Genomic DNA, 21,340 nt, shown 5'->3' with positions numbered 1-21,340 from the left:
AGCAATCTAGACTGTTTTTACAATATCCTCAAAAGTACCTTTTTTATCGATAATTTTAAGTTGAAAAAGTTGATTTTGAACTTTGTTTAACATTTCTGCTGATAATGGTTTTTGTGACCATTGCGTTAGTGACAACCATTCTCGTATATCTTCTATTTTTTGATGGTAATTTGAAGCCAAAGTTTTGTCAATACTCGGAATATCTTTAAAATCTGCTGTAGTTTTATTAATGATCGCAAGAATTTTTGAAATAAGGGCAGGATTTTTTTTCAAAACCTCCTCACGAACAGCAATTACAAAACAAGGCCAAGGCGTTGGGCAATCAGCAATTCTGCGGAAAATACCTTTGTCTACAAGTGGTTTGGTCATGAAACGTTCCCACATAAAATAATCGGCAGTTTCATTTGTCAAAGCTTCAACTGCTCCGTCAATGGTATTTATAATTTCAAACTGAAGATTATCCACTTCCCAACCCTGATTATTAGCATTTACATACGCCATTAATTGCGAACCAGATCCCAATCTGGAAATAGCCACTTTGGTGTTTTCTAAGTCCGCTAATGTCTTATAATTTGATTTTTCCGCAACGTGAATTCCCCAAATTAATGGGCTTTCTACATAAACCTGAACTATTTTACTTGGGTTTCCAGCAACGATATCTTTTACGATTCCTTCGGTTAGGAGTACGGCAATATCTGTTTCGCCCTCACGAAGCATTTTACACATTTTTCCGGTTCCTTCGGGAACGTCTGTCCAATGCAAATCGATATTTTCTTTTTCAAAATCTCCGTTTTCTATTGCCAAATGCCAAGGAAGATTGAAATGTTCCGGAACTCCGGCTATTTTTATTGTTGTCATTTTTTTGATTTTTATCGTCAATTGTTATAACTAGCCCTGATGGCAGCGGAAATTCTATTGTGCCAGGGTTCGGCGCAATAGATTATAATGTACAGCGGGAATTAGCTCCAAAAATTACACATTAATATCTTTGAAATTATTCACTCTCGCATACCGAATCATATTGGTAAACGCTTCTTGATCCAGTTTTGGTATTTCCAGAATGGAGTTCAATAAAGTGGTATCGTATTCGTTGGCAGCTGATGTAAAATAAGGGTTTAAATGTTTGCCAATACTTTCATAATACAATTTTTCGATCGTGTTTTTGTATTTGAAGTCTAATGAATTTTGTATCAAAGTGAAATTTGTATAACCAACTTCCTTCATAATTAACTGCAATCCATTTACCATATTGAAACTTTTATGATGTACAATATTAAGTTGCTCAATATCGTCTCTTTCGAAGGTGTTTACAATCACTTTAGCCACATAATCAACAGGAATAATGTTCAAAACAGTGTCTTCATTGACAATAAAACGCACATTTTCTTGCTCTCCTTTTCGTTGGGAAGTGAAATGAAAGAATTTTGCCAAAAGATAAAAAACCATATATTTAGAAATAAAATACTGATTTTCAATTCCTAACATTTTACCCCCAATCACACTAGGACGTAGAATTTGAAAAGGCAAACCTATTTTTTTACATTCTTGTGCTATAAAATTTTCCGAATGAAATTTAGCATTTTCATACGCATTGCGATGCTCGGGTTTGAATCCTAAACTATGAAAATCATTATCAATTAATCCTTTTCGGTTTCCGGAAGAAAAAGCAGTTCCGATGTAGATAAACTTTTTTATAAAAGGATGAAATAGATTAAAAAGTGTCTTTGTGATTTTTGTATTTTCATCAAAAATTCTTTCCCGTTGTTCTTCATCGGTAGACAAATTCACGAATCCAGCCGAATGGATAAAATAAGCATCTTTTATTTGACTTGAAAAAGTATCTTGAATTACTGCCAAATCAGTATCGATGATTTCAATGTATTCGTGCAGTTTTGTGATCCCTTTGTCTTTTATGACTTTAGGCGTATAACTGCTGGATAAAAGTTCGTTTATTCGATCTAAAGCGGAGTTTTTACCTTTATTTCGGGCAATAATAAAGAGTTTTCCATCAATTTTAGTGTTAATGAAAAGCTCCAGAATTTCATACATAATATGAGATCCCAAAACTCCTGTTGCACCTGTAAGTATTATTTTCATTATTAGTTTTGTTGTAAAAGCAAAGGTAGTTTTAAATACTAAATATTTCAGGTTTAAAGCCGTATCGAGTTTATTATATAGTCAATCAATAATTATCAATCTTTTGTTTTCAAATCAGAAATAACAATTCGGAATCCATCAGGATCAAGAAACATTTTTCCGTTTTCATTCCAATATGGATTCTTGGAAGTTATAATTGAAATATTGCTTTCTAAAATGCTTTTTATTAGGGCATTATATTCTAAAATAGTTTCAGGGTAGAGTACTAAAATATCATCTTCATCAAAATGATGATTGGTTTTTACGTTTGATTTTGTAAATTCAAAATGCCAATCTAGTTTTGGTTTTCCAATAAAAACACCATCATAATTGTTGTGGTTTTGAAAACCTCCAAGACGTTCAAAACCAAGAATATTAATATAAAAATATTCTATTTTTTCTAAATCGTCGATGTGTCTTGCAATACGTAAGTTCATGTTTTTATAAATCTGAGATCAAAAATCGTTAATCTACATTCTTAAATCAAAAGCTATTTACTCAATTTATCCAGCGTATACCCAATCAATTCATCAACGGCTTTGTATGGATCTTCACTAAATGTTCCCGAAGCACGATTGGCAATGATGGCGTTTAATGACAATGCATGATGCCCTAAAAGCGCCGAAAGTCCATAAATAGCTGCGGTTTCCATTTCTAAATTTGTGAGTTGATGGTCACCAAATGTAAAATTATCCATTTTAGAATTCAACGCTTCATCTTGAATATTCAAACGCAATACGCGTCCTTGTGGACCATAAAAACCACCAGCAGTTGCGGTAATTCCTTTGTGCATTTTGTCGCTCTCAATCATTTTTTCCAATTTTTCGGAACAAGCAATCACGTAAGGTTTTCCTTTTCGTAAATCCCAATTGGTATGTTTTACGAAGGCATCTTCCATTTCCAAATTTGAAACTTCGTCAATCAAATAGGAGCGGAGCATGTTATCTAAGCCTAATCCAAATTTTGACATCACAAAACTATCCACAGGAATATCAGCTTGTAAAGAGCCTGAAGTTCCAATACGGATGATGTTCAATGAAGTCAGTTTTTCTTTTGGCTGACGGGTTTTTAAATCAATATTTACTAAAGCATCTAATTCGTTGATTACAATATCAATGTTGTCAGGACCAATTCCTGTTGACATTACTGTAATTCGCTTGCCTTTGTAAATACCGGTTTGGGTTTTGAATTCTCTTTTTTGAGTTGAAAATTCGATACTGTCAAAGAATTGTGTGATTTTCTCCACGCGATTTTGATCTCCTACAAAGATGATATCGTGTGCAATATGTTCTGGTTTTAAATTCAAATGGTATACGCTTCCGTCTGGATTTAATATTAATTCTGATGATTGTATCATTATTTTTTTGTTTGATGTTCAAGGTTTAAAGTTGCTCAACTGAATACTAATAACTAAACTCTGACCACTTTTTCTAACCTCCAACACGTTTTACTTTAAATCCTTTTTCTTTTAAAATAATCATTATTTTATCACGATAATCACCTTGAATGATGATAGAATCATCTTTGAAAGTTCCTCCAACACTTAATTTGGTTTTGATTTCCTTGGCAAGAATTTTAAAATCCTCGTCAGTACCTTCGTAGCCTTCAATTATAGTGGTAGCTTTTCCTTTTCGCTTTTCGAATTTGCAAATCATAGGTTCTTTCTGAACGTATAATTCGTGTGCCACTTCTTCAATTGAATCTTCAGGAGATGGTTCGTGATCCGGAAAAAGGTTTTTTAATTGGTCTTGTAAGTCCATTTTTTATAAATAAATTGATTATTAAACCATTAAGAAGTTAAGAAAATTAAATTTCACAGCTCTTGATGACCTTAATTTTTTAATGGTAAAAAGCAAAAAGACATTAAGCATAAACTTAATGTCTTTTAGTATTTGACGTAAATTAAGTTTATTTTTTAATAAGCCCTAAATCTACTAAACGCTCGTATAAATAGGCTCCTGCGGTAATATCTTCGAATTTTTTTGGATGTTCGGCATCAATACAGTTTTCCAAACAATCCAATTTCATGTCGCTCACCGGATGCATAAAAAACGGAATAGAATAACGGGATGTTCCCCATAATTCTCTTGGCGGGTTTACCACTTGATGAATGGTCGATTTCAATTTGTTATTTGTATGACGCGATAACATATCGCCCACATTAATGACTAATTCATCCGATTCAGCAATAGCATCAATCCATTCTCCATCGTGATTTTGTACTTGCAACCCTTTTCCTTGCGCACCCATCAACAAAGTAATCAAGTTGATATCACCGTGAGCAGCAGCTCTAATAGCGTTTGCTGGTTCAGAGGTAATCGGTGGGTAATGAATAGGTCGTAAGATTGAATTTCCGTCTTTGGCGTACTGATCAAAATAAAATTCATCTAAACCAAGGTGTAAAGCCAAAGCTCTTAAAACATAAACTCCTGTTTTCTCTAGCATTTGGTAGGCTTTTTTACCTACAACATTAAAACGAGGAAGTTCTTTAACTTCAACGTTTTCAGGATACTCAGATGCGTATTTTGAATCTTCAGACACGTATTGTCCAAAGTGCCAAAACTCCTTCAAATCACCTTCTTTTCTGCCTTTAGCATGTTCTGTTCCAAAAGAAACATAACCTCTTTGTCCGCCAATGCCAGGAATTTCATAACTGTGTTTTGTTTCTAAAGGCAAAGCGAAAAAGTTTCTAATTTCACCATACAATTCATCAACCAGTTGGTCGTTTAAAAAATGCCCTTTGAGTGCTACGAAGCCAATATCTTCAAATGCACTTCCGATTTCATTTACAAATTTTTGTTTACGTTTCGGGTCGTCCGAAAGGAAATCACGCAAGTCAACACTAGGAATGTTTTGCATACTTTTAAATATTTTTTAATAACTTGAAGGCCTAAAACCTTGCAGATACAAATGTAAAGAATAATTTTATATCTTAATTTTAAACTTTGGAGTAAAATAAAAATATATAACAAAATCGCACTAAACTGTTATATTTTTTTATCTTTGAACCACATAATAAAACTGAAAAAATGACTTTTGACAGAAAAAATCTTACTGACAATCAATTATTAGATTTATACAAACGGATATTAAAACCAAGACTTATTGAAGAAAAGATGTTGATTCTTATTCGTCAGGGAAAAGTATCAAAATGGTTCTCTGGAATTGGTCAAGAGGCGATTTCTGTTGGAGTTACTGCAGTTTTAGATTCAGATGAGTATATTTTGCCAATGCATAGAAATTTGGGGGTTTTCACTGGAAGAGACATTCCGTTGTACCGCCTTTTTTCACAATGGCAAGGTAAAGCCAATGGTTTTACCAAAGGTCGTGATCGCAGTTTTCACTTTGGAACACAACAATACAAGATTATAGGTATGATTTCCCACCTGGGGCCTCAATTAGGCGTTGCTGACGGAATCGCTTTGGCCAATAAACTCAAGAAAAACGGAAAAGTTACCGCAGTTTTTACTGGTGAAGGTGCCACAAGTGAGGGCGATTTTCATGAAGCGTTGAATATTGCTTCCGTTTGGGAATTACCGGTTTTATTTGTGATAGAAAATAACGGTTACGGACTTTCAACACCTACAAATGAACAATACCGTTGCGAAAACCTGGCCGATAAGGGTAAAGGTTACGGAATGGAAAGTCATATTATTGATGGAAATAATATTCTGGAAGTGTTTAATTTGCTATCTGAATTGAAAGCTTCGATGAAAGAAAATCCACGTCCTGTTTTATTGGAATTCAAAACTTTCAGAATGCGCGGGCATGAAGAGGCGAGTGGTACTAAATATGTTCCACAAGAGTTGATGGACATGTGGGCGATTAAAGATCCTGTGGAAAATTATAGAAAGTATTTGGCAGAAAACGGAATTCTTACAGCTGATTTTGATGCGGCTTTACATGCTGAAATAAAGAAGGATATTGACGAAAGTCTGGCTATTGCAAATGCGGAACCGGAAATTGAAGCTTCATTAAGTGAAGAGCTAAATGATGTTTATAAATCGTATGTATTTGAGCAAGTTAATGCTTCAAATAAAAAAGAAAATATTCGTTTTATAGATGCCATTTCTGCTAGTTTGAAACAATCAATGGAGCGTCATGATAACTCCGTAATCATGGGTCAGGATATTGCGGAATATGGCGGGGCTTTTAAAATTACTGATGGTTTTGTAGCACAGTTTGGTAAAGAGCGGGTCATCAATACACCAATTTGTGAAAGTGCCGTGGTTTCGGCAGGAATGGGATTATCGATTAATGGTTATAAAGCGATTGTGGAAATGCAGTTTGCTGATTTTGTTTCGACAGGATTTAATCCAATTGTGAATTTATTAGCCAAATCACATTACCGTTGGTTAGAAAAAGCCGATGTTGTGGTACGAATGCCTTGTGGCGGAGGGACGCAAGCGGGACCTTTTCACTCGCAAACTAATGAAGCTTGGTTTACCAAAACACCAGGTTTAAAAGTAGTTTACCCAGCCTTTCCCTATGATGCCAAAGGATTGTTGAATACGTCCATAAATGACCCGAATCCAGTATTGTTTTTTGAGCACAAACAATTGTATCGGAGTATTTACCAAGATGTTCCTACTGATTATTATACAATTCCACTAGGAAAAGCGGCTTTATTGAAAGAAGGGACGGATGTTACTATCATTTCGTTTGGAGCAGCGGTGCATTGGGCTTTGGATACTTTAACAAAAAATCCTGCTATTTCGGCTGATTTGTTGGATTTAAGAACTTTACAGCCTTTGGATACTGAAGCTATTTTTGCTTCGGTAAAGAAAACGGGAAGAGTGATTATTTATCAGGAAGACAGCATGTTTGGAGGTATTGCCAGTGATATTTCGGCAATGATAATGGAAAATTGTTTCAAATATCTTGATGCACCAGTAAAACGAGTGGCAAGTTTAGACACACCAATTCCGTTTACAAAAGCATTAGAAGATCAATATTTGCCGAAAGGCAGGTTCGAATCGGATCTTAAACAACTTTTAGCGTACTAATAATTGAACTTATAATTGGGTTGTTTTTAGTATTTTGATTCTAAAAATAACCTAATATCCAATAGATAATTATAAATAGTATAATTGTTCCAATACAACCTCCACCTAATTTTTTGGCTCCGTAACCTGCTAGTAGTGTTTTGAAAAATCCGTTCATAATTTTATGATTTAAGTAATCATAAATTTAAACTTTATTTTTATAACGGCAAATTTTATTTTAACAAAATAAAACTGAATGTAGCTAATGGTCAAGTCTTTAAGATGATTATTGTTTGTTTAAAATGTGACCCAGAATTCAGTAAGTTTAATAAATATTTATTTTAAAAATCAAATAGTTGTAATTTCTTATTTAAAAGATGAGTTTACAAATATGAAACATTTGTAAAAACAGTTGATGGAAGCTAGGATTTATAAAATGCACAGTATTAAATACAAAGAATTAGAAGGTAAAATATATAACTTATTGTAAATACTACTAATCATTAAAATCTTATCGATTGATCAATTTGGCTTTTTCCTTAATAATAGCACTAATCTTACGATTTTCAATTTTGCTTTCGAGCCAAGAAATAATATCTAAATAAAGGAAAGCCCTTTTCTCATAAGTGTTTTTTTCTAATTCTATAAAACGCATTCTCATTTTTATAAACTCCTTTTTAATATCTGTCGGATAAATCGAGTTTAAGTTTTTCAAAAATCGAATAATTTCTTTTTGCACTTCATGTAAATCATTCATTTTGATGAGGAATTTATAAGTATTTTTCAACTGATTTTCCAGATAATAATCCTTACCTAATTCATAATGAGCAATTAAACACAAAATTCGGGCAAAACACATCAAATCTTCTCGCATCGAAAGATTTTTATTGTTTATGATTTTCTCTAGGTAGAAAATACATTCCGCATATTTTTCATTTCCAAAATAAATAGAGGCAAATTTATAATAGAACAACATTTCGTGATGCTCATCAAGATGATCCGTGTGAATTTTTAATTTATTTAATACTTCAGGAATTAAATATTCGCTTTCAGCAAAGGTCCCTTCTAGAATATGGTAATTCAACTTATTATTATAAACATACAAGAATGATAACGATGCAATATTATCATTTACGGGGAAACGCGGATCTTTTATAGTTTGTTCCAATAATAGTAAATACTTCTTAAATTTTGATTTGTATTTTAACATGTATAAAGATTCTAATAAATAATGGTTTCCTTTTAGGAAAAACACAGGATTCAAATAAATCATACTGGAATTGTCATAAAATAGGGTTACCCATTTTAAAGAATATTTATAGCACGATAGAAAATCTTGGACTAAAAAACTCCTCCAAAGATTGGCGTTGTAAAACCAATATTTTTCTCGGAAACCAAATTTTGTCTCATCAAATTTAGAAATATGTTTATTGAAATAATCATCTATATATTTATACTCTTCATCACTTTTTACATAGCCGGTTTTAAGCATAATACCATACAATTGCAAGGATAAATTAGATAATTTACTGGAAATAGTGTTGCGGTAATTTAGTTCTTTAGCTTGAACAACTAATTCATCAGCCCGTCCTTGAATACTTCGCGTGATGTATTGTGATTCGATTAATTTTTCGAATTCTACGATTTCATACGCCATGAGTTTTTCGTCATTCTCCAATGCTAAAATCTTTGTTTTATCCAAAATTTTTAAACTCTGCTTGTACAGTCCTTTATTGTACAATATGGCCGCAAAATCAATTTGTTCTCTAAGCTGGTACCGAATGTTCTGACTGGGAATATTCAATCGGATGCTCACTAAAATTTGCTTGTACAAATATGATTTTAGATTCGATAATTGTACTTTTTTAATGATGCCGCTTTTCAGAATTAGTTTTTCGTCATAGACTTCTGATTTGTCTAAAATATTGAATAATTCAATAAATTTTGTATTGGAACTGGTTTCCAATCGGCTTGCAAAAATCTTGAATTGTCTTTTTTCAGATTTTGAAAGTGATTTTATTAATACAAATAAGAAATCTTTTTGATGGTTAGCCATTGTAAAATATAGTAGCTTAAAGTGTTGTTTTATAAAGGATTACAAAGTTATTATTTGTTTTATAAGCAGTATATTTCATTAAATTGAGTTTTATATTAAAGTAATGAAAGATATTTTTGTTATCAAGATGTGAAATTACATTAAATAAATGAAAATGAATAGAGAGAAAGTTCAAATTTTTGATACCACTTTAAGAGATGGCGAACAAGTCCCGGGATGTAAATTAGATACCAACCAAAAACTTGTTATAGCAAATCGATTAGACGAAATGGGCGTTGACATTATTGAAGCTGGTTTTCCTGTTTCAAGTCCAGGTGATTTTTTATCTGTTTCAGAAATAAGCAAAATTGTCAAAAATGCTATTGTTTGCGGATTGACAAGAGCGGTAAAAAACGATATTGATGTTGCGGCTCAAGCTTTAAAATATGCCAAAAGACCACGTATTCATACAGGAATTGGTACTTCAGAATCCCATATTATACACAAGCTAAATACAACTAGAGAAGATATTATTGCCCGAGCAAAATATGCAGTTTCACATGCTAAATCCTACGTTGAGGATGTAGAATTTTATGCCGAAGATGCTGGAAGAACTGATAATGAATTTTTGGCGCGAGTCTGTGAGGAAGCAATTAAATCGGGTGCCACTGTGCTTAATATTCCAGATACAACAGGATATTGTTTACCGGAAGAATACGGTGCAAAAATTAAGTATTTAAAAGAAAACGTCAAAGGGATTGATAATGTAATTCTGTCCTGTCATTGTCATAATGATTTGGGAATGGCAACAGCTAATTCAATTGCAGGAGCGGTAAATGGAGCCAGACAAATTGAATGTACCATAAACGGAATAGGCGAAAGAGCAGGAAATACAGCACTTGAAGAAGTGGTGATGATTTTCAAACAACATCCGTATTTGAATTTAGATACCAATATCAATACCCGCCAACTGAATGAAATGAGCCGATTGGTTTCTGAAAGTATGGGAATGATGGTGCAACCTAATAAAGCGATTGTTGGTGCTAATGCTTTTGCGCACAGCTCTGGAATTCATCAGGATGGTGTGATAAAAAACAGATCGACTTATGAAATCATGGATCCTTTAGAGGTAGGGGTCAATGAATCATCTATAGTTCTTACGGCAAGAAGTGGTAGAGCAGCATTGGCATACAGAGCCAAAAAAGTAGGGTACGAACTTACAAAAGTACAATTGGATGTTTTGTATCTTGAATTTTTAAAGTTTGCCGACATTAAAAAAGAAGTACTTGATAATGATATTCATCAAATAATAGAAGCCTGCAAAATGAATAAGGAATTAATCCTTAACTAAAATATTTTGATTTTTAATAAAATCTAAATCCTACTATTATGAACTTAAAAATAGCAGTACTTTCAGGAGACGGAATAGGTCCGGAGGTAATCTTACAAGCAAAAAAAGCATTGTACGCAATTGGTGTTGTTTTTGATCATGAGTTTGTTTTTGAAGATGCACTTATTGGTGCAGTTGCTATTGAGAAAACAGGAAATCCTTTGCCGGAACAAACATTGAATCTTTGTTTGAATACTGATGCTATATTGTTTGGAGCTGTTGATGATTCAAATTATGGTACCCATTCAGATTCAAAATTACTTCCTATACAAGGATTATTAAAATTAAGACAAGCGCTAGGATTGTATGCAAATATACGACCTATAAAACCATACAATGACTTATTGGATTTGTCGCCTTTGAAAAGGAAAATAATTGAAGGTGCTGATTTTATAATTTTCAGAGAAATTTCGGGAGGATCTTATTTCAGTGAAAAAAAGATCAACGAACAAGGAACTTTAGCTTCTGATTTATGTGAATATTCTGAAGATGAAATTATTCGCATCAGCCATTTAGCCTTTATAACTGCACAAAAAAGACAAAAAAAGGTGACTTTAGTTGATAAAGCCAGTATCCTTGAAACGTCACGATTATGGAGAAAAGTAGTTACAGAAATCGCAGAAGGATATCCTGATGTAGCCTTAGATTTTCTTTTTGTTGATAATGCTGCCATGCAAATAATCATTAATCCAAAACAATTTGATGTCATTTTGACCGAAAATTTATTTGGGGATATTTTATCAGATGAAGCAAGTGTAATTACGGGTTCAATAGGATTATTACCATCAGCATCTTTAGGAAATTCAAATGCGCTTTTTGAGCCTATTCATGGTTCCAATCCAGAAGTAAAAGGAAAAAATATTGCTAATCCAATTGCTTCAATACTATCTGCAGCGATGCTTTTGGAACATTTTGGTCTTCATTTAGAATCGCAAAAAGTATACGAAGCAGTGCATAAAGCAATAGAATTAAATGTTGTCACGGCAGATTTGAATCCTTATTCAAAATTTGGAACAAACGAAGTAGGGGACTTTATTTCGAATTATATCCTAAGTAAAGACGACTTATATTTTAAAAGTGACAATGTCTATATAGGCCAATCGACCATAGTTTAAAAACAAATAATTGATGTAACCTGTAATTTTTCAGAAAACATATTACTTACAAACGAACATAATAATGGAATTAAATAAATACAGCAAAATAATCACGCAAGATGAAACACAACCAGCTTCTCAAGCCATGTTGTACGGAATTGGATTAACTGAAGAAGATCTTAAAAAAGCGCAGGTTGGAATCGTGAGCATGGGCTACGATGGAAACCCTTGTAACATGCACTTAAACGATTTGGCTAAAGATATTAAGACTGGAGTCTGGAAAGAAGATTTAGTTGGTTTAATTTTTAATACGATTGGTGTTAGTGATGGTATTTCAAATGGGAATGATGGAATGCGTTTTTCATTAGTTTCTCGGGATGTAATTGCAGATTCTATCGAAACCGTTATGGGAGCACAATGGTATGATGGAATGATTGCTGTTCCAGGTTGTGATAAAAATATGCCAGGAGCCTTAATGGCTATGGGTAGAGTAAATCGCCCTTCCATTATGGTTTACGGAGGATCAATTCATCCAGGAAAATGGAAAGGGGAGGATTTGAATATTGTTTCTGCTTTTGAAGCTTTAGGAAAAAAATTCAACAACACCATTACACCTGAAGATTTCAAAGGTGTGATACAAAATGCTTGCCCAGGAGCAGGTGCGTGTGGTGGTATGTACACTGCGAACACCATGTCATCAGCGATTGAAGCTTTAGGGATGAGTTTACCTTACAGTTCTTCTAATCCTGCTTTGAGTCCAGAAAAGAAACAAGAATGTGCTGATGCTGGTAAAGCCATCAGAATATTGTTAGAAAAAGATATTAAGCCCAGAGACATAATGACTCGTAAAGCATTCGAAAATGCGATTACAATTGTGGCTGTCTTAGGAGGTTCTACGAATGCGGTTATGCATTTAATTGCAATGGCACATGCAGTAGGCGTTGATCTTACATTAAAAGATTTTCAAGATATTAGTGATAAAACACCATTGCTTGCCGACTTGAAACCAAGTGGTAAATACTTAATGGAAGATTTACATAATGTAGGTGGCGTTCCGGGAGTAATGAAATATTTATTGAAAGAAGGACTTTTACACGGAGATTGTTTAACAGTAACCGGAAAAACAATTGCCGAAAACTTAGCTTCAGTTCCTGATTTGAATGATGGACAAGACGTGATTCATGAAATTCAAAAAGCGTTAAAAGCTACTGGAAATATTCAAATTTTATACGGAAACATAGCTTCAGAAGGTTGTGTGGCTAAAATTAGCGGTAAAGAAGGAGAATTTTTTGAAGGTACAGCGGTGGTTTATGAAAACGAACACGATGTAATTAAAGGAATCAGAGGAGGCGAAGTAAAACCAGGAAACGTGGTTATTATTCGGTATTGTGGTCCAAAAGGAGGTCCAGGTATGCCGGAAATGCTTAAACCAACCTCTGCTATTATGGGAGCTGGGTTAGGAAGTACCGTCGCTTTAATTACTGACGGTCGATTTTCTGGAGGATCTCATGGTTTCGTAGTAGGACACGTTACTCCGGAAGCCTACGAAGGTGGAGGAATTGCTTTAATAGAAAACGGTGATGTGATTTCAATTGATGCCGTGAAAAACACGATCAATATGAAAATATCGGACGAAGAATTTGCAAAACGTAAAGCCAATTGGGTTCAACCTGTATCACCAATTAAACAAGGAGTGTTGCTGAAATATATGCGTTCGGTCTCCAGTGCCTCTGAAGGATGTGTAACTGATAAATAATTTTCAAAAAAGAAAAGATAGAAACAAAATAAGATATTTTAAATAGATGTTTCTAATTCTAAAAAAATAATAAACGTACCCATGGGAACAAATAAAATTTCCGGCGCCGAAGCCGTTATAAGATGCTTATTAGAAGAAGGAGTAGACTTGGTTTATGGTTATCCAGGAGGTGCCATAATGCCTGTTTATGACGAATTATATAAATTTAAAGATCAATTACACCACGTTTTAGTGCGTCACGAACAAGGAGCAACTCATGCTGCACAAGGTTTTGCAAGAGCAACAGGAAAAGTGGGAGTTGCGATTGCAACTTCGGGTCCGGGAGCAACAAATTTAGTTACAGGAATTGCAGATGCGCAAATTGATTCGACTCCTATGGTTTGTATTACAGGACAAGTAGGGAAGCATTTATTGGGCTCCGATGCGTTTCAAGAAACGGACATTATTGGAATTTCGACTCCGGTAACCAAATGGAATTATCAAATTACGGAAGCTTCAGAAATTCCTGAAATCATTGCAAAAGCATTTTATATCGCTAAATCTGGTCGTCCGGGTCCAGTATTAATTGACATTACAAAAAATGCTCAGTTTGACGAAATCGAATTCAGTTATAAAAAATGCACCAGTATTAGAAGTTACAATCCGAAACCAGTTTTAAATCTTGATACGGTTAAGGAAGCGGCAGAATTAATAAATACGGCTAAAAAGCCATTTATTATTTTTGGACAAGGAATCATTCTTAGCGAAGCGGAAGCCGAGTTAAAAGCTTTAGTAGAAAAATCAGGAATTCCGGCTGCTTGGACCATTTTAGGGCTTTCGGCAATGCCAACAGATCATCCATTAAATGTAGGAATGGTGGGCATGCACGGAAATTATGGACCTAATGTTTTGACCAATGAATGTGATGTTTTAATTGCCCTTGGAATGCGTTTTGACGACCGTGTTACGGGAAATCTAGCTACGTATGCAAAGCAAGCCAAAGTAATTCACTTTGAAATTGATCCTTCTGAGGTAGACAAGAATGTGAAAACTACCGTGGCAGTTTTGGCTGATTTAAAAGAGTCGTTAACCGCTTTACTTCCTTTAATCGAAAGTAACACCCATGAATCTTGGCACAATGAATTCAAAGAAAAATATGAAATTGAATTAGAAGCGGTAATCAATGACGAGTTAAAACCAAAGAAAGAAGGCATTTCTATGGGAGAAACGATTGAAATGATTAACAAACATTCTAAAGGAGATGCCATTATGGTTTCGGATGTGGGGCAACACCAAATGTTTGCGTGTCGTTATGCCAAATTCAATTCTACAAAAAGTAATGTAACTTCGGGTGGTTTAGGAACTATGGGATTTGCATTGCCTGCTGCCATTGGAGCCAAAATGGGAATGCCAGATCGTGAAGTCGTAGCTATTATTGGTGATGGTGGTTTTCAAATGACCATTCAGGAATTAGGAACTATTTTTCAAACCAAAGTTCCAGTGAAAATTGTGGTCTTGAACAATGAATTTTTAGGAATGGTGCGTCAATGGCAACAATTGTTTTTTGACAAAAGATATGCTTCTACAGAAATGACCAATCCTAACTTTATAGCAATTGCTGAAGGCTATTATATTAAAGCAAAAAAAGTAACCAAAAGAGACGATTTAGATGCTGCCGTTGCCGAAATGATGGCTTCAAAAGAATCGTATTTCTTGGAAGTTATGGTAGAAAAAGAAAATAACGTATTCCCAATGATTCCAACAGGAGCATCGGTTTCGGACATTCGTTTGTCCTAAAATAGTTTAAAGTTTAAGGTTTAAAGTTGTTGGAACCTGAAAATAATGTTGCTCAACTTTAAACTTTAAACATAAAAACTTTAAACATAAAAAAATGGAAAATAAAACATTCACCATTTCTGTTTATTCAGAAAACAACGTTGGCTTATTAAACAGAATATCTGGAATATTCTTGAAACGCCATATTAATATTTTGAGTTTAAATGTATCCGAATCTGAAATTGAAAATGTTTCCAGATTTATCATTGTAGTGGATACAACCGAAAAATGGGTGCAAAATATAGTAGGACAAATCGAAAAACAAATCGAAGTCATCAAAGCATTTTATCATATTGACGAAGAAACTATTTTCTTGGAAAATGCCTTATTCAAAATTGAATCGAGCTTACTTTTTGATGAAAAACAAATTCAAAATATAATTAAGGAAAGCCACTCTGAAATAGTTACGGTTGCGAGAGACTTCTTTGTGATTACAAAATCAGGTCAACGTGCTGAAATAGAATCGTTGTACGAAAAATTAAAACCTTTTGGAATCATGCAATTTGTACGTTCCGGAAGAATATCGGTTTCCAAAGTAAAAATGGAAATTTCAACCTTATTAGAAGAACTTAAACAGTAATCAGTGTTCAGTCACAGTTTGCAGTTGTCATCTCGAGCGCAGTCGAGAGACCGTTTTCCTTTTTAGAAAATTAAATTTTACAATCATTAAATAATAAAAAATGGCAAATTATTTCAATTCATTACCACTTAGATTACAATTAGAACAATTAGGCGTTTGCGAATTCATGGATCAATCAGAATTTGTAGACGGAATTAAAGCTTTAGCAGGAAAAAAAGTAGTCATTGTGGGGTGTGGAGCACAAGGTTTGAACCAAGGTTTGAATATGAGAGATTCTGGTTTAGATATTTCTTATGCATTACGTGCCGATGCAATTTCAGAACAAAGAACTTCATTTAAAAATGCTTCTGATAATGGATTCAAAGTGGGAACGTATGAAGAATTAATCCCAACAGCTGATTTGGTTTGTAACCTTACACCAGATAAGCAACATACTGCTGTAGTTACAGCGATTATGCCTTTGATGAAAAACGGATCAACTTTGGCTTATTCTCACGGTTTTAATATTGTAGAGGAAGGAATGCAAATTCGTAAAGATATCACGGTTATTATGTGTGCGCCAAAATGTCCAGGATCTGAGGTGCGTGAAGAGTATAAAAGAGGTTTTGGTGTACCAACTTTAATCGCCGTTCACCCAGAAAATGATCCAAACGGAGAGGGTTTTAAACAAGCAAAAGCGTATGCTGTTGCTACTGGTGGACACAAAGCTGGAGTATTGAACTCTTCATTTGTAGCTGAAGTAAAATCGGATTTAATGGGAGAGCAAACCATTCTTTGCGGAATGTTGCAAACAGGTTCCATTTTATGTTTCGACAAAATGGTTGAAAAAGGAATCGAGCCGGCGTATGCTTCTAAATTAATTCAATACGGTTGGGAAACAGTAACGGAAGCTTTGAAACACGGTGGGATTACAAATATGATGGATCGTTTGTCAAATCCTGCAAAAATTGAAGCGTATGAATTAGCAGATGAATTAAAAGACATCATGCGTCCGTTGTTTCAAAAACACATGGATGATATTATCTCTGGTGAATTTTCAAAAAACATGATGATTGATTGGGCAAATGATGATATCAATTTATTGACTTGGAGAGGTGCAACTGCAGAAACTAAATTCGAAAAAACAGCACCAACAGCAGCACATATTTCTGAGCAAGAGTATTTTGACAATGGTGTTTTGATGATTGCAATGGTAAAAGCGGGTGTAGAATTGGCTTTTGAAACAATGACGCAAACAGGAATTATTGAAGAATCCGCATATTACGAATCGTTACACGAACTGCCATTGATTGCAAATACGGTAGCTCGAAAAAAATTATATGAAATGAACAGAATCATTTCGGATACAGCTGAATATGGTTGTTATTTATTTGACCATGCTTGTAAACCGTTATTAACTGAATTCATGAAAACAGTCGATACGAATGTAATAGGAAAACCTTTTTCAACTTCAAATGGAGTAGATAATGCAGTTCTTATTGCTGTAAACAAAAGTATTCGTCAGCATCCAATTGAAGCAGTAGGAGAGTGGTTGAGAGAATCAATGACTGCCATGAAAAAAATAGGATAAAAATTAGGAATTACCACACAAGAGCGTGTGTTGGGATTAGCGCTATATCATTCGTTTTTTAATATTTTGAATTAGTTAAAATTTATTAAAAATGAGAAATAGATATAGATGCTTGTACATTCACTTAACTTTAAACGAGCTTAAAGTTGAGTGAAGTAGTCCCTATTAAACAAAATGAAAGTAGTGGAAATTTCATGATTATTTTAAATAAGTCATGTTACAAATTTAGTAGTAGAAATACTTGATAGGAACGAAATAGTTTTGGTTAATTATTGTTTAAAAAAACTTTTTTTACAATGCTAAAATAATTGTTGTTAAATTTTGTTGATACATAAGGTGATGTAGATTTAAATCGATCTCGCCTTATTGTATTTTACTTGTTTTTGACAAAACAGCAAAAATTAAACAAATTAGTATTAAAAGTGCTTTTTTAATTGATAATCTATTTTTTTTAGGGAGTATTTATAATTTAAATAATTTTAAGAATAGCGAGAGATTTAATACTTTTATAAAAAATTATAACATGAGCTACTACAAAATTGAAAATCTAGAACAATATTTTAAACATTACAATAAATCAGTTCGTGAACCTAGAAAATTTTGGGGTAAAATAGCAGAAGAAAATTTCACTTGGTACCAACAATGGGATAAAGTTGTTGAGTTTAATATGGCTGATGCCGACATCAAATGGTTTACTGAAGCCAAAGTCAATATTGTTAAAAATTGTATTGACAGGCATCTTGCTAAAAGAGGAGAAAAAACGGCGATTATTTTTGAACCAAATGATCCTTCGGAAGCGGCATTACACATTACGTATAATGAATTGCACCAACGGGTATGTAAAATGGCCAACGTATTGCGTGAGCAAGGCATAAAAAAAGGAGATCGAGTTTGTATTTATTTGCCCATGATTCCTGAATTAGCGGTATCGGTATTAGCTTGTGCCAGGATTGGAGCGATACATTCCGTTGTTTTTGCTGGATTTTCGGCTACAGCTGTGGCTACTCGTATCAATGACAGTGAGTGTAAAATGGTTATCACCTCTGATGGAGGTTTTCGTGGTAACAAAACCATTGATTTAAAAGAAATCGTTGACGAAGCATTGGAAAAATGTACTTCTGTCGAAAAAGTTTTAGTAGCTAAAAGAATTCATTCCGATATTAATATGAAAGAAGGGCGTGACCAATGGTTGCAACCGCTTTTGGACCAAGCATCAGATAATAATGTTGCTGAAATAATGGATGCCGAGGATCCATTGTTTATACTATACACTTCAGGTTCAACCGGGAAACCAAAAGGGATGGTACATACTACCGCAGGGTATATGGTTTATACTGCTTATACTTTTAAGAATGTTTTCAATTATGAAGAAAATGATGTTTTTTGGTGTACTGCCGATATAGGCTGGATTACAGGACATTCTTATATTCTTTATGGACCATTATTGAACGGTGCAACAACAGTAATTTTTGAAGGAGTTCCTTCCTATCCTGACTTTAGTCGTTTTTGGGAAGTAATCGAAAAGCATAAAGTAACACAATTTTATACTGCACCAACTGCAATTCGTGCTTTGGCAAAAGAAAACATAGAATTTGTACAAAAATATCCATTAAAATCGCTTAAAGTTATTGGTTCCGTTGGTGAACCAATCAATGAAGAAGCATGGCACTGGTACAATGACCACGTTGGTGATAAAAGATGTCCTGTGGTAGATACTTGGTGGCAAACGGAAACCGGCGGTATCATGATTTCGCCTTTGGCATTTGTTACCCCTACAAAACCTACGTATGCTACTTTACCATTACCAGGAATCCAACCGGTATTAATGGATGAAAAACGCAATGAAATAGAAGGAAATCAAGTAGTTGGCAGTTTATGTATTAAATTCCCATGGCCAGGAATTGCCAGAACTATTTGGGGCGATCATCAACGCTATAAAGACACTTATTTCTCCGCTTTTCCAGGTAAATTTTTTACAGGTGATGGTGCTTTACGGGACGAAGTAGGGTATTATCGAATAACTGGTAGAGTAGATGATGTGGTAATTGTTTCAGGCCATAACCTGGGAACAGCACCTATTGAAGATGCCATAAATGAACATCCAGCCGTAGCTGAATCAGCAATTGTAGGTTTCCCACATGACATAAAAGGAAATGCATTATATGGTTTTGTAATCCTTAAAGAGACCGGAGAAACCAGAAATAAAGAAAATTTAACCAAAGAGATTAACCAACATATTTCAGATCATATTGGACCAATTGCTAAGCTAGATAAAATTCAGTTTGTTTCAGGTTTACCAAAAACCCGCTCCGGAAAAATCATGAGAAGAATCCTTCGAAAGATTGCTGAAGGAGATTATTCTAATTTTGGAGATATTTCAACCTTATTAAATCCGGAAATTGTTGAAGAAATAAAAGAAGGAAAATTATAACATCCTTACTGTAAAATACAAATTTTAATTCAAACCCCTTTCAAAATTTAAATTTTGAAAGGGGTTTTTAGTTTTAAAAATCGATATATCAAGATGATACATGTAATGTAAAGCGCATGAAAACAGATACCGATAAATAAACAAGATGTTAATGAAAACACAATGCGGGCGTAGTTTTTGACTGCTTAGAATAGGAAAGCTATATTTACATATAAAGCTAAATTCCTTATGATTCAAATTGAAAAAAGATACAACATCGCGCTCTGGTTAGATAAATGGTTTATTGAAGATTTTGGTTTAGATCCAACGCTGGCTTTGTATTTAAAACTTTTGACGCTTATTTTTGTGTTATTTATAATAAGCTTTTTATCTTGGTATTTAACTAAAATTGTCATTGTTCGTTTTGTGCATAAAATTTTTTTAAAGACAAAAGTAGTCTGGGATGATGTCTTAATAGAAAAAAAAGTTTTTGAAAAAATCGCCTATTTAGTGCCTGCTTTCATTATTGTTTTGGTTGCTCCATACATCTTTGGAGATTTCCCAACAGTAATTGAATATGTAATTATTCTATCAAATATCTTTATAATTATAGTAATAATCCACTCTGCTATTACTTTATTATCCGTCTTTGATGAAATTGTATCCAATACCTTAATTTTAAAAGACAAACCAATTACCAGTTACATTCAGGTACTTAAAATTGTAGTCTATTTTATTGGAGGAATCCTGATTTTATCTTTACTATTAGGTAAAAGTCCTTTCTATTTTCTAGGTGCCATGGGAGCCATGACGGCTATTTTGCTTTTAATTTTCAAAGATACTATTCTAGGGTTTGTTGCCAGTATCCAAATGTCCGTTTATGACATGGTTCGGGTAGGGGATTGGATTTCAATGCCAAAATATGATGCTGACGGTGATGTAATGTCGATCAATTTAAATACCGTAAAAGTTCAAAATTGGGATAAAACGATTACTACGATACCTACTTATGCTTTTATCACAGATTCTTTCAAGAACTGGCGCGGTATGAGTGATTCTGGCGGGAGACGAATAAAAAGAGCTATTTATTTAAAAGTCAGTAGTTTTCAATTTTGTGATAAAAAAATGCTCTCCCAATTTAAAAAATACAAACTCATTCAAGATTACATCACCAGTAAAGAAAATGAAGTTCAAAAATTCAATTCCGAAATAATTGATAATGAAATCGTATCCGTCAACATCCGAAGATTGACTAATATAGGCGTTTTTAGAATCTATGCCGAAAAATATATTACAGCGCATCCCGATATTAATAAAGACATGATAATAATGGTGCGCCAGTTAGAGGCAACCTCGAAGGGATTGCCATTAGAAATTTACTGCTTTAGTTCACAAAAAGAGTGGTTAAAATATGAGACTATTATATCCGATATATTTGATCATCTATTGACTATTACTTCTGAATTTGAACTGGAGGTTTTTGAAGAACCAACAGGAAACGACTTTCGAAATTTCAACAGGTAATTTGGATCTAAACTGATTAAAGTAATTGATCAATTAATCGTT

General features: G+C 33.8%; 16 protein-coding genes. 9 read left to right on the top strand and 7 right to left on the bottom strand.

The features are described 5' to 3' along the window. Positions 1–6: 6 nt before the first annotated feature. The 6 genes from ACNQGD_RS06665 to ACNQGD_RS06640 all read right to left on the bottom strand — a co-directional run bounded on the left by ACNQGD_RS06665 (position 7) and on the right by ACNQGD_RS06640 (position 4,995). Complete coding sequence (locus ACNQGD_RS06665; RefSeq protein WP_417998749.1) at positions 7–858, bottom strand: substrate-binding domain-containing protein; 852 nt, start codon at positions 856–858, stop codon at positions 7–9. Between the two features lie 114 nt (positions 859–972). Continuing rightward, positions 973–2,097 carry an SDR family oxidoreductase gene (locus ACNQGD_RS06660; RefSeq protein ID WP_417998748.1) on the bottom strand — a complete coding sequence of 375 codons (1,125 nt, stop codon included), beginning with the start codon at positions 2,095–2,097 and terminating at the stop codon, positions 973–975. A gap of 95 nt (positions 2,098–2,192) precedes the next feature. Then, positions 2,193–2,573, bottom strand: a complete 381-nt coding sequence (locus ACNQGD_RS06655; RefSeq protein WP_417998747.1) for a VOC family protein — start codon at positions 2,571–2,573, stop codon at positions 2,193–2,195. Positions 2,574–2,626: 53 nt separating this feature from the next. After that, on the bottom strand, positions 2,627–3,493 hold the full coding sequence (locus ACNQGD_RS06650; RefSeq protein WP_417998746.1) for a nucleoside phosphorylase: 867 nt from the start codon (positions 3,491–3,493) through the stop codon (positions 2,627–2,629). Between the two features lie 73 nt (positions 3,494–3,566). Further along, the gene (locus ACNQGD_RS06645) at positions 3,567–3,896 is read right to left on the bottom strand and encodes a translation initiation factor (RefSeq protein ID WP_417998745.1); all 330 of its coding nucleotides are present in this window, start codon (positions 3,894–3,896) and stop codon (positions 3,567–3,569) included. A gap of 148 nt (positions 3,897–4,044) precedes the next feature. Beyond that, positions 4,045–4,995, bottom strand: a complete 951-nt coding sequence (locus ACNQGD_RS06640) for an isopenicillin N synthase family dioxygenase (RefSeq protein WP_417998744.1) — start codon at positions 4,993–4,995, stop codon at positions 4,045–4,047. Between the two features lie 170 nt (positions 4,996–5,165). Between ACNQGD_RS06640 and ACNQGD_RS06635 the strand changes: the two genes are divergently transcribed. Beyond that, entirely contained in the window at positions 5,166–7,142 is a 1,977-nt protein-coding gene (locus ACNQGD_RS06635; protein ID WP_417998743.1) for an alpha-ketoacid dehydrogenase subunit alpha/beta, read from the top strand. 490 nt (positions 7,143–7,632) lie between these two features. Here ACNQGD_RS06635 and ACNQGD_RS06630 read toward each other — a convergent pair whose 3' ends face one another. Further along, on the bottom strand, positions 7,633–9,177 hold the full coding sequence (locus ACNQGD_RS06630) for a hypothetical protein (protein WP_417995166.1): 1,545 nt from the start codon (positions 9,175–9,177) through the stop codon (positions 7,633–7,635). A gap of 154 nt (positions 9,178–9,331) precedes the next feature. Between ACNQGD_RS06630 and ACNQGD_RS06625 the strand changes: the two genes are divergently transcribed. From ACNQGD_RS06625 to ACNQGD_RS06590, 8 genes are all read left to right on the top strand, one after another. Beyond that, on the top strand, positions 9,332–10,507 hold the full coding sequence (locus ACNQGD_RS06625) for a 2-isopropylmalate synthase (protein WP_417998742.1): 1,176 nt from the start codon (positions 9,332–9,334) through the stop codon (positions 10,505–10,507). A gap of 38 nt (positions 10,508–10,545) precedes the next feature. Beyond that, positions 10,546–11,661 (top strand): 3-isopropylmalate dehydrogenase, encoded by a 1,116-nt coding sequence (leuB, locus tag ACNQGD_RS06620; protein ID WP_417998741.1) that lies wholly within the window; start codon positions 10,546–10,548, stop codon positions 11,659–11,661. A 64-nt stretch (positions 11,662–11,725) separates the two neighbouring features. Next, on the top strand, positions 11,726–13,399 hold the full coding sequence (ilvD, locus tag ACNQGD_RS06615) for a dihydroxy-acid dehydratase (RefSeq protein ID WP_417998740.1): 1,674 nt from the start codon (positions 11,726–11,728) through the stop codon (positions 13,397–13,399). A gap of 81 nt (positions 13,400–13,480) precedes the next feature. Beyond that, positions 13,481–15,175, top strand: coding sequence for a biosynthetic-type acetolactate synthase large subunit (gene ilvB, locus ACNQGD_RS06610; RefSeq protein WP_417998739.1), 1,695 nt, complete (start codon positions 13,481–13,483; stop codon positions 15,173–15,175). A gap of 94 nt (positions 15,176–15,269) precedes the next feature. Next, positions 15,270–15,794, top strand: a complete 525-nt coding sequence (ilvN, locus tag ACNQGD_RS06605) for an acetolactate synthase small subunit (RefSeq protein WP_417998738.1) — start codon at positions 15,270–15,272, stop codon at positions 15,792–15,794. Between the two features lie 100 nt (positions 15,795–15,894). Further along, positions 15,895–17,364, top strand: a complete 1,470-nt coding sequence (ilvC, locus tag ACNQGD_RS06600) for a ketol-acid reductoisomerase (RefSeq protein ID WP_417998737.1) — start codon at positions 15,895–15,897, stop codon at positions 17,362–17,364. 523 nt (positions 17,365–17,887) lie between these two features. After that, positions 17,888–19,795 (top strand): acetate--CoA ligase, encoded by a 1,908-nt coding sequence (acs, locus tag ACNQGD_RS06595; RefSeq protein ID WP_417995159.1) that lies wholly within the window; start codon positions 17,888–17,890, stop codon positions 19,793–19,795. Between the two features lie 228 nt (positions 19,796–20,023). Continuing rightward, entirely contained in the window at positions 20,024–21,298 is a 1,275-nt protein-coding gene (locus ACNQGD_RS06590) for a mechanosensitive ion channel family protein (RefSeq protein WP_417998736.1), read from the top strand. Positions 21,299–21,340: the final 42 nt, after the last annotated feature.

Source organism: Flavobacterium glucosi, from assembly GCF_048286535.1.
Classification (GTDB): Bacteria; Bacteroidota; Bacteroidia; order Flavobacteriales; family Flavobacteriaceae; genus Flavobacterium.
This window is presented reverse-complemented; position numbering and strand designations above follow the sequence as displayed.